Annotated in this window: 14 protein-coding genes; 1 reads left to right on the top strand and 13 read right to left on the bottom strand. The window is 65.6% G+C overall.

Features of this window, described 5'->3' with window-relative positions; translation table 11 throughout:
• The 13 genes from trbJ to A6745_RS14385 form a co-directional block, all read right to left on the bottom strand.
• The gene (trbJ, locus tag A6745_RS14325; protein ID WP_016452512.1) at positions 1-729 is read right to left on the bottom strand and encodes a P-type conjugative transfer protein TrbJ; all 729 of its coding nucleotides are present in this window, start codon (positions 727-729) and stop codon (positions 1-3) included.
• A complete protein-coding gene (trbE, locus tag A6745_RS14330) occupies positions 726-3,164 on the bottom strand; it encodes a conjugal transfer protein TrbE (RefSeq protein ID WP_016452513.1) in 2,439 nt (812 codons plus the stop codon). Before trbE ends, trbJ begins: the two co-directional genes overlap by 4 nt.
• A gap of 10 nt (positions 3,165-3,174) precedes the next feature.
• Positions 3,175-3,459 (bottom strand): VirB3 family type IV secretion system protein, encoded by a 285-nt coding sequence (locus A6745_RS14335; RefSeq protein WP_016452514.1) that lies wholly within the window; start codon positions 3,457-3,459, stop codon positions 3,175-3,177.
• Entirely contained in the window at positions 3,456-3,848 is a 393-nt protein-coding gene (locus tag A6745_RS14340; protein WP_016452515.1) for a TrbC/VirB2 family protein, read from the bottom strand. Before A6745_RS14340 ends, A6745_RS14335 begins: the two co-directional genes overlap by 4 nt.
• On the bottom strand, positions 3,845-4,882 hold the full coding sequence (gene trbB, locus A6745_RS14345) for a P-type conjugative transfer ATPase TrbB (RefSeq protein WP_016452516.1): 1,038 nt from the start codon (positions 4,880-4,882) through the stop codon (positions 3,845-3,847). Before trbB ends, A6745_RS14340 begins: the two co-directional genes overlap by 4 nt.
• Positions 4,879-5,343, bottom strand: a complete 465-nt coding sequence (locus tag A6745_RS14350; RefSeq protein WP_016452517.1) for a hypothetical protein — start codon at positions 5,341-5,343, stop codon at positions 4,879-4,881. The genes trbB and A6745_RS14350 overlap by 4 nt, the downstream gene beginning before the upstream one ends.
• The gene (locus A6745_RS14355) at positions 5,340-7,340 is read right to left on the bottom strand and encodes a conjugal transfer protein TraG (RefSeq protein WP_016452518.1); all 2,001 of its coding nucleotides are present in this window, start codon (positions 7,338-7,340) and stop codon (positions 5,340-5,342) included. Before A6745_RS14355 ends, A6745_RS14350 begins: the two co-directional genes overlap by 4 nt.
• 217 nt (positions 7,341-7,557) lie before the next feature.
• Positions 7,558-7,785 (bottom strand): EexN family lipoprotein, encoded by a 228-nt coding sequence (locus A6745_RS14360; protein WP_016452519.1) that lies wholly within the window; start codon positions 7,783-7,785, stop codon positions 7,558-7,560.
• Between the two features lie 25 nt (positions 7,786-7,810).
• Complete coding sequence (locus A6745_RS14365) at positions 7,811-8,725, bottom strand: LysR family transcriptional regulator (RefSeq protein WP_016452520.1); 915 nt, start codon at positions 8,723-8,725, stop codon at positions 7,811-7,813.
• A gap of 17 nt (positions 8,726-8,742) precedes the next feature.
• Positions 8,743-9,687 carry an electron transfer flavoprotein subunit alpha/FixB family protein gene (locus A6745_RS14370; RefSeq protein WP_026382503.1) on the bottom strand — a complete coding sequence of 315 codons (945 nt, stop codon included), beginning with the start codon at positions 9,685-9,687 and terminating at the stop codon, positions 8,743-8,745.
• Between the two features lies 1 nt (position 9,688).
• The gene (locus tag A6745_RS14375) at positions 9,689-10,438 is read right to left on the bottom strand and encodes an electron transfer flavoprotein subunit beta/FixA family protein (protein ID WP_026382504.1); all 750 of its coding nucleotides are present in this window, start codon (positions 10,436-10,438) and stop codon (positions 9,689-9,691) included.
• Between the two features lie 24 nt (positions 10,439-10,462).
• The gene (locus A6745_RS14380; RefSeq protein ID WP_016452523.1) at positions 10,463-12,244 is read right to left on the bottom strand and encodes an acyl-CoA dehydrogenase; all 1,782 of its coding nucleotides are present in this window, start codon (positions 12,242-12,244) and stop codon (positions 10,463-10,465) included.
• A gap of 157 nt (positions 12,245-12,401) precedes the next feature.
• Complete coding sequence (locus tag A6745_RS14385; protein WP_016452524.1) at positions 12,402-13,103, bottom strand: nitroreductase; 702 nt, start codon at positions 13,101-13,103, stop codon at positions 12,402-12,404.
• Between the two features lie 294 nt (positions 13,104-13,397).
• On the opposite strand from A6745_RS14385, the gene A6745_RS14390 reads away from it, so the two are divergent.
• Positions 13,398-14,426 carry an AraC family transcriptional regulator gene (locus A6745_RS14390; protein WP_016452525.1) on the top strand — a complete coding sequence of 343 codons (1,029 nt, stop codon included), beginning with the start codon at positions 13,398-13,400 and terminating at the stop codon, positions 14,424-14,426.
• The last annotated feature ends 19 nt before the right edge of the window (positions 14,427-14,445 follow it).

The following is a 14,445-nucleotide window of genomic DNA, read 5'->3' on the forward strand; positions in this document are numbered from 1 at the left end:
TCAACGACTGTAGAAATCGACGGACCGCGGCGTGTACGGCGTGCCCTCACCCAGGAAGCGCCGGTTCACCTCGCGGCCCCGCTCCACGGCGGCGGCCTGCCGCGCCAGTTCCAGCGAGCCCGCGCGATCCTGCGTGATCTGCAGCCGCTGCGTTTGGATCGACTGCTTGGCCTGCAGGGCCAGCAACTGGTTCGTGGCCTGCATCGCCTGCAAAGCGCCCACCGCCGATTGGCTCTTGCCCACGAGGTCGGCCAGCACGCCTTCGTCGTCGCTCAGGTTCTGCGATGCCTGAGCCTGCATCTGCATGGTGGTCTGCAGGCCATCGAGCGTGTTCTTCCAGCGTTCCTGCGCGTCGCGGTACATCTGGTTGCCGCTCACGGTGGCGGCGTATTGCTCGGGGTACAGGCGCTGGAATTCCCGATCCAGATTCGTCACGTCATAGGCCAAGCCCTTGGCCTGCGCGATCAGCCGCTGGGTGGTCGCCAGATTGGCGCGCAGCTGGCCGACCACGCTGGATGGCAGACTGGCCAGGTTGCGCGCCTGGTTGATGAGCATCTGCGCTTCGTTCTGGAGCTGCTTGATCTGGTTGTTGATCTGCTCCAGCGTGCGGATCGCGGTCAGCGTGTTCTGCACGAGGTTCGTGGGGTCGATCACGACCCATTGCGCCTGCACGGCGGTAGCGGTGCAAAGCATGGCCGCGACGGCGGCGGCGAGAAGACGCTTTTTCATGATGGGTTCTCCTGGAGATGGGTGGACGGGAACGAGGACAGCAGGTCGGCGGCCCAATTCAGGCCGCGATGGCGCAGCCACGCGGCTACGAACGGGGTGGAAGCGGATGAAGCGGCAGCGAGCACCGCGTCGATGTCGCGCTGGTCTTGCGGCGTGGACGTGCCCGCAAAGGCCAGCGTCGCGGCGCCCAGGTCGAGGTCGAACAGGCGGTTGCCGAGTCGGGATTGGTAGTAGTAGTCGCGCTTGGGCTGCGCGGTCGCCACGATCTCGATCTGGCGCGAGTTCAGCCCGAAGCCTTCGTAGATAACCCTGATCTGCGGCTCGGTCGCCTGTGGGTTGGGCAGGAAGATGCGGCTCGCGCAGCTCTCGATGATTGCGGGCGCGATGCTCGAATCCTTGATGTCCGCCAGGCTCTGCGTGGCGAAGATGACGCTCACGTTCTTCTTGCGCAGCGTCTTGAGCCATTGGCGGATGCGCGCCGCAAACACCGGGTCATCGAGGAACAGCCACGCTTCATCGAGGATCAGCAGCGTGGGCGCACCGTCGAAGCGTTCATCGAAGCGCGCAAAGAGGTAATGCAGCACGGCCATGACGGCGGCCTTGCTGTGCATCAGTTCCTCCATCTCGAAGCACTGCACGGAGCCGGCGCCCAGGCGATCCGAATCCGCATCCAGCAGCTTGCCGTGGGCGCCGCCCAGCACGTACGGCGCGAGCGCCTGGCGCAGCGCATTCGATTGCAGCAGCACCGACAGGCCGGTCATCGTGCGCTGCTCCACCGGCGCACCGGCGAGACTGCCGAGCGCCGACCAGATGGCGGCCTTCTCTTCGGGGCCGACGGCTACACCCTCATGCCGCAAGCGCCCTTCGATCCATTCGGCGGCCCAGGTGCGGTAGCCCTCGCGGTCGATGCGGGCGAGAGGCTGAAACGCGATCTCGCCATCCATCCCGAGGTCGTAGTGCTCGCCACCCAGCCCGAGGATGGTGGCGCGCATCGAGCGTCCCATGTCGAAGGCAAAGATGCGCGAGCCGCGATAGCGCCGAAACTGCATCGCCAATGTGGCGAGCAGCACCGACTTGCCCATGCCCGTAGGACCAGCCACCAGCGTGTGGCCCACGTCGCCGATGTGCGTCACCAGCCGGAACGGCGTCGCGCCCTCAGTGCGCGTGACGATCAGCGGCGGGCCGTCGAGGTGCGCGTTCTTCTCCGGCCCGGCCCATACCGCCGACACCGGCATCAGGTGCGCCAGGTTCAACGTGGAGACAATGGGCTGGCGCACGTTCGCGTAGGCATGACCCGGAATGGACGACAGCCACGCATCCACGGCGTTGAGCGTTTCGGGGATGGTGACGAAGCCACGCCCCTGGATGACGCGCTCCACCCTGCGCAGCTTCTCGTCGGCCACGGCGGCATCCGCGTCCATGACGGTGACGGTCGCTGTCACGTAGCCGAAGGCCACTTGATCGCTGCCCAGCTCCTGCAAGGCGGCATCGGCATCGGTGGCCTTGTTGCTGGCGTCGGTATCGACCAGCGGGCTTTCTTGCTGGAAGATCGTCTCGCGCAGCAGCGCGATGACGTTCTTGCGCTTGGCGAACCACTGGCGGCGCAAGCGCCCCAACTCCCGTTCCGCCTCGGATTTGTCGAGGCACAGAAAGCGCGTGCTCCAGCGATACCCAAATCCCAGGCGGTTGAGGTCGTCCAGAATCCCCGGCCAGGTCGAGGTCGGGAAACCGCGCACCGTCGCCACGCGCAGATGCTGGTCGCCCAGCATCGGTGCCAGGCCGCCGATCAGCGGCGCGTCGGCTAGCAGAGCGTCGAGGTGGAATGGCACCTCGGGCACGCCCACGCGGTAACGCCGCGTTGAAACGGTGGCATGCAGGTAGGTCAGCGTCTGGCTGTCATCGAGCCAGACGATCTCCGGCATCACGCCATCGAGCAGGTCAAAGATGCGATCCGTCTCCGCGACGAAGGCAGTTAGGCGCTCGCGCCAATCCACGCCTTCGGTGGGTCGGTTCTCATAGAGCAGCCCTGCTGCGCGGGCGCGCGACTCCTCGGCCGGCAGGTACACCAGCGTGAGGTGGTAGCCACTCTCGAAATGGTTGCCCGAGTCCTCGAAGGCGGCGCGGCGCTCCTCGTCCACCAGCCAGGACAGCGGCTCAGGAAACTCCGAGTGCGGGTAGCTGGCCGCGGGCCGGCGCTCGGCTTCGATGAACAGCGCCCAGCCCGAGCTCAGGCGGCGCAGCGCGTTGTTCAGCCGCGCCGACGTGGAGATCAACTCGCCCTGCGTCGCGCTGTCGAGGTCAGGCCCCCGAAAGCGCGCCGTGCGCTGGAAGGCGCCATCCTTGTTCAGCACGACGCCCGGCGCGATCAGCCCGGCCCAAGGCAGCCAGTCGGCCAGCAGCGCCGGCCGCTGGCGGTATTCGGCAAGGTTCAGCATGGCATTCCCCTCACACGTCCAGCAGCGGCCGGTGCTTGATGTGGCGCGCGAAGACCTGCATGAACTGCGGATCGACACGCGCACCCCAGACCGCCAGCGCATGGCCGGCGATCCAGAGCACCACGCCCGGAATCCACAGTTGCAGGCCCAAGCCCACGGCGGCGGCCAAGGTGCCATTGGCAATCGCCACTGTGCGCGGCGCGCCGCCCAGCAGGATCGGCTCGGTCAGCGAGCGATGCAGGGGCACCTCGAAACCTGGAGCGAACCCCTGCACGCCATCGTGGGCCGCGTTCATACGACGGCCCCGCCCGAGAAGCTGAAGAACGACAGGAAGAACGAGGACGCGGCAAACGCGATCGACAGACCGAAGACGATCTGGATCAGCTTGCGGAACCCGCCCGAGGTATCGCCGAAGGCCAGCGCCAGGCCCGTGGCGATGATGATGATGACCGCGATGATCCGGGCCACCGGACCCTGGATCGACTCCAGGATGGATTGCAGCGGCCCCTCCCAGGGCATCGAGGAACCTGCGGCCTGCGCGGTGCCTGCGAGCAGCAGCATCAGCGCCGCGAGCATCAGACCCTGCAGGGCCGGGCGCGCCAAGCCATCCAGCCGCGCGGGGTGGCAGCGCAGGGCAAGCGGGTTTACAGAAATACGGAAAGCAGGAACGATCATCTGCGTCATGGCAGTTCTCCAGGTTGATCAGGGGACACGGAAGAAAGGTCGGACTGCGGCAGCAGCTCCGGGAATGGAGCCTCCAGCGCATCCGCCAGTTGGTAGCCCGAGCCGTCGAAGCCGACGACCCGAGCGATGCTCTCGATGCGGCGCTTGCGTCCGCGCCCGGCAATGTGGATGACCACGTTGACCGCTTCCGCGATCAGCGCACGGGGCGGGTTCACCGCCACTTCGAGAATCAGTTGCTCCAGGCGCAGCAGCGCGCCCAGCGCGGAGCCGGCGTGGATCGTGGCGATGCCGCCGGGGTGGCCGGTGCCCCAGACCTTGATGAGATCCAGTGCCTCGGCGCCGCGCACCTCGCCGACGACCACACGATCCGGGCGCAGGCGCATGGACGAACGCACCAGCTCGGTCATGGACACGACGCCCTGGCGCGTGCGCAGCGGTACGTGATCGCGCGCCGCGCATTGCAGCTCCACCGTGTCTTCGAGCACCAGCACGCGGTCGCCCGTGGCGGCGATTTCGGCCAGCAGCGCATTCGCCAAGGTGGTCTTGCCGGTGCTGGTGCCGCCCGCGATCAGGATGTTCTGGCGCTCGCGCACGGCGCGCACCAGCAAACCAGCCTGTGCGGCGGTCATCATCCCGTCCTCGATGTAGCGCGACAGCGGGATCACACCAAAGGCACGCTTGCGCAAGGCGAAGGCTGGCCCCGGTGCAGCGGGCGGCAGGATGCCCTCGAAGCGTTCGCCGGTCTCGGGCAGCTCTGCCGTCAAAAGCGGCTGGCCGCGATGCACCTCGGCGCCGACGTGGGCGGCCACGAGACGGATGATGCGTTCGCCATCAGCCTCGGACAGCTCCTCGCCCATCGGGGCGCGGCCCGTGGACAGACGATCCACCCAGAGCGTGCGGTCGGGGTTGAGCATGATTTCCACCACGTCCGGGTCTTCGAGCGCGGCGGCGATCAGCGGCCCCATGGCCGTGCGTAGCATCTGAATGCGGCGATCCAGCGAGGTGGCCGTGAAGGAGGAAAGAACGGCGCTCATAAGGCACGCTCCTGGGCATCTGCAGCGGCCGCCGCGCCCTCCGATCGCGTCGGATCGGGGTGCAGTTCCTCCACCACATCCCGCACCAGGCTGCGCCCGCGCAGCAAATGCCGTCCGAGCTGTTCGACGAACTGCTCGAAGCGGGCCTTGCCCTGGGCGCGAGCGGCGTCCTGATGGGCCTCGGGCACGGGCGTGCTCACAGTGAGGAAATAGCGGATGAACAGCGCCAATGTTTCGATGGCAATGTTCTGGTCGCGCTCCAGACGCTCGGCGTGGCGCGACAGGCGATCCAGTCGCTTGGCAATCGCCGCCTCGCGCTGGTCGGCCGCATCGGGCGACAGCCAGGAGGCCAGGGCCGCCGCGACGATGCTGGACTTGGACACGCCCTTCTTGGCGGCCAGTTCATCGAGCCGCTTGCTGTGCTCCGGCTGGATGAACACATTGAGGCGGTGTTGGGTCATAGGTCGATTCCGTCGTCAGGGTCAAGGGAAGCCAGCCGGGCCGTGCGCTGCAGGGCCGGGTCGAGCTGGCGAGGAAGGGGAAGCTGCATGTCATCGTCATCGAGCAGCCCGAGGTCGGCTGCAGGCGCAGCCAGGTCGGGGTCGTAGGCGGCGGCTTCGGAGAGTTCGGGTTGGCGACGCGGGCCGCCGTCGTCAGCGGCAGAGGGGAAGCCTTCAACGGCTTCGGTTGCAGGCGCCACCGGAACGGGAGGAACCGTCAGCCCGCTCCAGTCGTCGGGCCGTAAGGGAGGCACGTCGGCGTAGCGCCCCGCAACGAGTACAGGAGGCGGCAGCACGCGCCGCTGGAAGTTCGCGTCAGAGTAGTAGCGCAGCTTCTTGGCCTTGATCGGCGCGACGCTGGAAACCATCACCACCGCCTCATCGGGCGGCAGCTGCATCACCTCGCCCGGCGTGAGCAGCGGGCGGGCGGTTTCTTGTCTCGACACCATTAGGTGCCCCAGCCACGGTGCGAGTCGATGTCCCGCGTAGTTGCGCTGCGCGCGCAGCTCGGTAGCGGTGCCAAGGGTTTCGGAAATCCGCTTGGCCGTGCGCTCGTCGTTGGTGGCGAACGTCACGCGCACATGGCAGTTGTCGAGGATGGAATGGTTCTGGCCGTAGGCTTTGTCGATCTGATTGAGCGACTGCGCGATCAGGAAGCTGCGGATGCCGTAGCCCGCCATGAAGGCCAGCGCCGTCTCGAAGAAGTCCAGGCGCCCAAGCGCCGGGAATTCATCGAGCATCAGCAACAGCTTGTGACGGCGCTGGATGCCATCGCTGCCATCGAGTGATTCCGTCAGCCGCCGCCCGATTTGGTTGAGGATCAGGCGGATCAGCGGTTTGGTGCGGCTGATGTCCGAAGGCGGCACCACGAGATACAGCGACACGGGATGCTCGGCCGCGATCAGGTCGGCAATGCGCCAGTCGCAGCGCGAGGTGACTTCGGCCACCGTGGGGTCTCGGTACAGGCCGAGGAATGACATGGCGGTGCTCAACACGCCGGAACGCTCGTTGTCCGATTTGTTCAGGACTTCACGCGCTGCCGATGCCACCACCAGATGCGGTCCATCGCCGATGTGCGGCGTGGTCATCATCCGATGCAGGGTAAGCTCGAAGGGACAGGCCGGGTCGCTGAGGAAGTTGGCGACACCGCGCAGCGTCTTGTCTTCGCCTGCGTAGAGCACATGCAGGATGGCCCCAACCAGCAGCGCATGCGAGGTCTTCTCCCAATGGTTGCGCCGCTCCAGTGCTCCTTCGGGATCGACCAGAATGTCTGCGATGTTCTGCACGTCGCGCACTTCGTGCGCGCCGCGCCTCACCTCCAGCAGCGGGTTGTAGGCCGCCGACTTCGCATCGGTCGGGTTGAACAGCAGGCAGTGCGAGAAGCGCGAGCGCCAGCCAGCGGTGATGCTCCAGTTCTCGCCCTTGATGTCGTGAATGACGGCCGATGCGGGCCAGCTCAACAAGGTGGGCACCACTAGGCCCACGCCCTTGCCCGAGCGGGTAGGCGCGAAGGTCAGAACATGCTCCGGGCCTTCGTGCCGCAGGTACTGCTGGCGATGCAGGCCAAGGAATACGCCCGCAGACCGGTCAAGACTCGCCTTGTGGATGTCCTCCGCATTGGCCCAGCGCGCCGTGCCGTAGGTCGTGACCAGCTTGGACTGGCGCGAGCGCCAGATCGACATGCCGACGGCAACCACCACCGCGATCAGGCCGCTGCCTGCGGCAATGGCACCGCCCACGTCGAATACATGCGGCGCGTAGGCGTCGAAGAAGAACCACCACTCGAACAGGCGCCAGGGGTGATAGACCGGCGTGCCGAGGAAATCGAACCAGGGCGAACCCAGGCGTAGCTGGTAGCCCAGCGCCGCTGCTGTCCATTGCGTGGCGCTCCATACGCCAGCGATCACGATGCCGAAGACAACGGCAATCTGACCGAACAGCACGTTCGTTCCTTGCATTGGCCAACCTCCCGCTACGGCACAGGGACATGCCGTAGTGCCGAGGATCAAGGCGAGCGTGCAGGTCGGTCAAAGACCGTTATAGCGGGGATTCAGGCCAAAATGGCCAGACTTCTTGCTGTGGCGAAGGCAATAAAAATGCCGCATGCGCGAGCGCGCTGCGGCGTGATGAGGTAACAGCAAGAACTCTGTCGCGGCCAGGCGACGGCGCGGGGCGCTATTTGGATTGCTGTTCCGGCCGATCGCCGAAGAAACGCCGGTTGGCGGCTTCGGCCGCACGGCGGCAGAGTTCTTCTCCTGCCTTCGCGCGGTCTTCCTTGCACAGGCGCTGGACTTCTTTGAGGCGCTCGGGATGGGCAACGAGGAAGTCCACGGTTTCCGTCGGTTGGGATGGTCCACAGCCCGTCAGTGCGGCAACCATCAGCAGCGGCAGGAATCGGGTCATGGCTTGGGTCCTTTCAGCAGGTGGATCAGGAGTCCTCGGCGGCGCTGGAGCCATCCGCCGAATCAATGGAGGCCACTCGTTCGATGAACCGGGCCAGCATTTCGGAGGGCTCCACGTCACGGTGCAGCAGATACGTGGCCAGCATCTGCGGCTTGCCCGCCAAGCGCCGGGCCACAACACCTGGCCCACGGCCGGATGCAATGTGCGCGGCGCCCGCCAAACCGAGCGCCAATCCGGCTGAGACCAAGGTCATCATCACCTCATAGGACGCCACGCGCTGGGCGATCAGTGGCTGTTGCTCGTAGCGCTGCAAAACGCGATCAACTTGGCGTGCATGGCCTTCGCATATCGCCGGATCGCATAGCGCCAGCGGATAGCGCAACACTTCTTCCAACGGCACGTGCTTGTGGGCCAGAACAGGATGGCGAGCTGGGACCGCCACCATCAGTTCGTCTTCCCATGCAGGCCTGACCACAATGCCGTCGCCCACCTCTTCGGCCATCGAAAAGCCGACGTCATACAGGTCATCGTGCAGACCCTTGATCTGTTGATCCAACGGCACCTCAAATAGCCGAACATCAATCTCTGGATCTTCCGCTCGGCACTGTGCCAGCAGCGTCGGCATTCGCGAGGGCGTGATGCCATCGGACAAAGCGATGCGCAACTGTCGCTGAAACCCACTGGCGGCGGACTTGACGCCGTCACACGCCTGTTTCAGAGCTTCGAAGATTCGCGGCACCCGCTCCAGGAATGCCATTCCGGCAAAGGTCAGGCGGGTGCTTCGCGTGGTTCGCGTGAACAGTTGCGCCCCGAGCTCTTCCTCTATCTCCTTGATGGTGCGCGACAAAGGGGACTGATCGATGTGCAGCTTTTCCGCTGCGCGGCCGAAGTGAAGTTCTTCGGCCACCGCTATAAAGCAACGTAAATGCCGAAGCTCCATGGTGTATCTCATCCAATTTAAAAGGCCTTGACGAATTCCGGCACAACTGCGAAAAGGTCCGCCTCCAGCCCGTAGTCGGCCACGCTGAAGATCGGGGCCTCGGGGTCCTTGTTGATCGCCACGATCACCTTGGAGTCCTTCATGCCGGCCAGGTGCTGGATGGCGCCCGAGATGCCGGCGGCAATGTACAACTGCGGCGCGACGATCTTGCCCGTCTGGCCCACTTGCAGGTCGTTGGGGGCGTAGCCCGCATCCACGGCAGCACGGCTGGCGCCGATGGCAGCGCCCAGCTTGTCGGCCAGGGGGGTGATGACTTCGTCGAACTTTTCCTTGCTGCCCAGCGCACGGCCACCAGACACGATGATCTTGGCGGCGGTGAGTTCGGGGCGGTCGCTCTTGGCGATCTCGCTGCCCACGTAGCTGCTCTTGCCAGCGTCGGCGGCCGCAGCAGCGGTTTCGACAGCGGCGCTGCCACCCGTGGCGGCGGCGGCGTCAAAGCCGGTGGTGCGCACGGTGATGACCTTCACGGCATCAGCAGACTGCACGGTGGCGATGGCGTTGCCGGCGTAGATGGGGCGCTCGAAGGTATCGGCGGAGATGACCTTGGTGATGTCGCTGATCTGGGCGACGTCGAGCTTGGCAGCCACGCGCGGGGCCACGTTCTTGCCGCTGGCGGTGGCGGGGAACAGGATGTGGCTGTAGTTGCCGGCACCACTGCCATGGAGTGCCAGCACCTGGGCGGCCACGTTCTCGGCGAGGCCGTGGGCCAGGCTGGCGCCGTCGGCGTGGATGACCTTGGCAACGCCGGCGATCTGGCTGGCTTGCTGTGCGGCAGCGCCGGCGTTGTGGCCGGCCACCAGCACGTGCACGTCGCCGCCGCAGGCTGCGGCGGCCGTCACGGTGTTGAGCGTCGCGCCCTTGATGGTCGCGTTGTCGTGTTCAGCGATTACGAGTACGGTCATGTCAGATCACCTTCGCTTCGTTCTTGAGTTTCTCGACCAGGGCGGCCACGTCGGCCACCTTCACGCCGGCGCCGCGCTTGGCGGGTTCGCTGACCTTCAAGTTCTTCAGGCGCGGGGCCACGTCCACGCCGAGGTCTTCGGGCTTGACGGTGTCCAGCGGCTTTTTCTTGGCCTTCATGATGTTGGGCAGCGTGACGTAGCGCGGCTCGTTCAGGCGCAGGTCGGCGGTGATGACGGCGGGCAGCGTAAGGCTGAGGGTTTCCAGGCCGCCGTCCACTTCGCGGGTCACGGCTGCCTTGTCGCCGGCGATCTCGACCTTGGAGGCGAAGGTGGCTTGCGGCAGGTCGGCCAGCGCCGCCAGCATCTGGCCGGTCTGGTTGCAGTCGTCGTCGATGGCCTGCTTGCCCAGGATCACGAGGCCGGGCTGTTCATTGTCGATCAGGGCCTTGAGCAGCTTAGCCACGGCCAGCGGCTGCAGTTCTTCATTGGTCTCGACCAGGATGCCGCGGTCGGCACCGATGGCCATGGCGGTGCGCAGCGTCTCCTGGCATTGGGACACGCCGCACGAGACGGCGACGATCTCCGTTGCCGCGCCTTTCTCCTTGAGCCGCACAGCCTCTTCGACGGCAATCTCGTCGAAGGGGTTCATGCTCATTTTGACATTGGCGATGTCCACGCCGCTGCCATCGCTCTGGACGCGGACCTTGACGTTGTAGTCAACCACCCGCTTGACGGGAACCAGGATTTTCATGGGAGGGTTTCCTTTCAGGATCATTCAGAGTTGATCATCCGCCAGGGCCAGCGTGCTGGCGGCGCCGCCCGTGACGATGTCGCGCAACATCGGCGCCTGCACTAGGACATGCGCTGCGTAGTGGCTGGCCGTGGCACGCTTGGCGCCGAGAAAGCCCGCATCGCCAGATCTCGCCGCGAGTTGCGCAGTGGCGGCTTCGGCCATGCGCGCCGACAGCCAGCCGCCGATCACCGTGCCCGCCAGCCGCAAGAAGGGCACGGCGCCCGCCGCGCACTGCGCGGGTTGGTCGTCGTGGGCCAGCAGCCAGTCGGCCGCGTCCCCCAGCGCACGCGCCGAAGCCGCTAACACGCCGCCGATCTGCGCCAGCGCGGCATCGGGCATCTCGGCCAACCGGCGCGCATCGCCGTCGATGCGGCCCAGCAGTGCCTTCAGCGTGCGCCCGCCCTCGCGCGCCAGCTTGCGGCCAATCAGGTCGTTGGCCTGGATGCCCGTCGTGCCTTCGTAGATGGTCGTGATGCGCGCGTCGCGCAAGTGCTGTGAGGCGCCGGTTTCCTCGACGTAACCCATGCCGCCATGCACCTGCACACCATCGGACGTGATGCCCTGTGCGCTGTCGGTGCACCAGCCCTTGACCACCGGGATCAGCAGGCCGACCAGGGCCAGCGCCTGCTCGCGCTCTTGCGCGTCGGCGTGGCCTGCGGCGCGGTCCATCTGGCCGGCGCAGAAATAGGCCAATGCGCGCATGGCCTCGGTGCGGGCCTTCATGTCCATCAGCATGCGCCGCACGTCCGGGTGGCCGGCGATGGTGGTGCTGCCGCTGAGCAGTGGCTTGCCCTGCACCCGCTCCAGCGCGTAGGCGCGTGCGCGCTGGTAGGCGCGCTCGGCGATGCCCACGCCTTCAAGGCCGACGTTCAGCCGCGCATGGTTCATCATCGTGAACATGCAGGCCAGCCCCTGGTTCGGCTCGCCGACCAGGTAGCCGATCGCGCCCCCGCAGTCGCCAAAGCTCATCGACGCCGTGGGGCTGCCGTGGATGCCCATCTTGTGCTCGATGGAGGTGCAGGCCAGGTCGTTGCGTTCGCCCAGGGAGCCGTCGTCGTTGACCAGGTACTTCGGGCACAGGAACAGCGAGATGCCTTTCACGCCGGGCGGTGCATCGGGCAGGCGCGCCAGCACGAGGTGGACGATGTTCTCGGCCATGTCGTGCTCGCCCCAGGTGATGAAGATCTTGTTTCCGCTGACGCGGTAATGGTCGCCTTCGGGCACGGCGCGACTGCGCAGCGCGGCCAAGTCGGAGCCTGCTTGGGGCTCGGTGAGGTTCATGGTGCCGGTCCAGCGGCCCGCGACCATGGGCTCCAGGAAGCGGCGCTTGAGTGCGTCGCTGCCATGGTGCGCAATGGCTTCCACCGCGCCCAGCGTGAGCATCTGGCACAGGCTGAACGCGAGGTTGGACGACTTCCACATCTCCAGCACGGCTGTGGACACCAGCGTGGGCAGGCCCTGGCCGCCCCATTCGGTGGCAGCGGGCATGCCGTTCCAGCCGTTCTCGCAGAAGCTGGCCCAGGCTTCGCGAAAGCCATCGGCTGGCGTGACCTGGCCGTCGTGCCAGCGCGCGCCCTGCACGTCGCCGGTGCGGTTCAGCGGATCAAGCACGCCGGTGGCGTAGTGGGCAGCCTCCTGCAGGATGGCCTCGACCAGGTCGGGCGTGGTTTCTTCATGGCCCGGCTGGGCACAGATCGCATCCAGGCCTCCGACTTCCTTCATCGTGAACAGCATGTCGCGCAAGGGCGCGGCGTAGGTAGACATTGCTTACTCCTCTTTGTGGGTTCAACCCGTCTGCCCCATAGGGCATACATCCATGCATGACCCTACCCACCAGGACAAGGCCCGGTCGATCAACCGCTTCAGGGCGGCTGAATTTCTCAGGCGGCTTACGACGCGATTAGTTGGTATGACAAGATTTCTAGAAGCCGCTGAAGCGTGTGAAGTTCTCGACCGGCTCACGCTCGGTGCGCACGCGGTTCACCACGGCCGCCGGGTCGGCATAGCCCAGTGCCATGCCGCACAGGACCATCTGCCCGTCCGGGATTTGCAGGGCTTCAGCCAGAAGGCGCGGGTAAAGGGTCCACGCCATCTGCGAACAGGTATCCAGGCCTCGTGCGCGGGCCGCCAGCATGATGTTCTGTAAGAACATCCCGTAGTCCACCCAACTGCTCTGCACCATGCGCCGGTCCAAGGTGAAGATCAAACCGACCGGCGCATCGAAGAAGGCAAAGTTGCGTGCATGTTGAGCGCGCATGGCATCCGTATCTCCCTTGGAGATTCCGACTGCGGCATAAAGAGCGAAACCGCACCGACGCCGCCTGGTCAGGTAGGGCTCGAAGAACTCGGCCGGGTAGATGTCGTATTCGGACTGGTGCTCTCCCTCTTCATGGTGAAAGGCGTGCAATACACGGTCGCATAGGCGCTTCCTCGCCTCGCCCGCCACGGCAATGACATGCCACGGCTGGGTGTTGGTGCCACTGGGCGCGCTGGCTGCCACCGACAGAATCTGGGCCACCGCTTCTTGCGACACCGGGGTCGGCAGAAAGGCGCGCACGGAACGACGTTCGCGCATCACCGCATCAATCAGCATGTTGCGCAAAGGCACGGCGCAGACAGACATTCACTCTCTCCTGGTTGCTGGGCTATTCGGGTGAGCACACCGACATGCCGTTGCCGAAGAAGCATTCATGCGAATGCATCGATGCCGAACGTCCACGGGTCGTCCCTGGGTGTGCTACCAAGCGGTATTCTGGGCACTCGGCACATACGCGTCTTGCCCGCCAGTGCATGGCGAGTTGACTTTGTATGCACAAGGCAAAATCCGGTTGACCGCAGCCGGACGCTACATCGTTAGCGGGCCGTTTTCTTGGTGTAATTTCGGATTCAGCGCCAGCTATCGTTGCTCCCTTTGACCATGTTGAAACCCGTCGTCACTGTTCCTGTTTTTGCCGTGCATGGCCTGCTCGACGGCGCGCGCAGCAAAGGACTGGCCACCGAGTCCTGGCTGGATGGCGTTCTGGCGCAGGCCCGCATCGCCGAGTCGCTGCTGCATCTGGAGCAGTCGCGTGTGACCATAGAGCAATACATCGCACTCTTCAGTGCCGTGAAGAACAGCTTGGACGACGAATGCCTAGGCCATCTACACGGTCGGCCGTTGCGCTGCGGCAGCTTTGCGCTGATGGCTCGCTCTACGCTCGGGGCCAAGACGCTGGCAGCCGCCTTGCAGCGCGTGAGTGCATCCTTCGCCCTGCTGCAGGACGACGTGGCGCTTGTGCCCGTCTCTGATGGCTTGCTCAAGGGTGCTGCTCTGGACGTGCGCCACGCCCTGGGCAAACATTCAGACTTCCTGCACGGGCTGCTGTTGCGCGTTTTCTGGCGTCTGCTGGTATGGCTGCACGGCGGCCGACTGGTGCCCAGAGGGCTCGATTTTGCCTTCGAGCCACCGCCGCGTGCCGCAGACTATGCCCAAATCTTCTCGGGCACGTTGCGGTTCGGGCAGGCGCGGTCGGCGGTCTGGTTCGAGGCATCCGCATTCACGCAGCCGATGCGCCGTGACACCGCCGCGCTCCAGACCTTTTTGCGTGCCACACCGGGCAACCTGATCGGCCCGCGTCTAATCGAGCGGACAGCCAGCGCGCGGGTGCGCGCGCTATTGCAGCAAGCGTGCCCGGAGTGGCCCGATCTGACTGTCGCCGCGCAGCGCTTGCACATGTCGGTCAGCGCACTGCAGCGGCATCTGGCCGTGGAGGGCAAGTCCTTTCAGGTGCTGAAGGACGAGTTACGGCGCGACATGGCGATCGTTCGGTTGACCAGCACCGATGCCGCGCTGAGCGCCATCGCCGCCGAGTTGGGGTTCGCCGACGGCACCGCCTTCCAGCGGGCCTTCAAGTCATGGACCGGCAGCACGCCAGGCGTCTATCGTTCGCGCACCCAAAAAACGTAGCGCTGCTTCGACGCGGTCG

Source organism: Bordetella ansorpii (assembly GCF_900078705.1).
GTDB lineage: Bacteria > Pseudomonadota > Gammaproteobacteria > Burkholderiales > Burkholderiaceae_B > Bordetella > Bordetella ansorpii_A.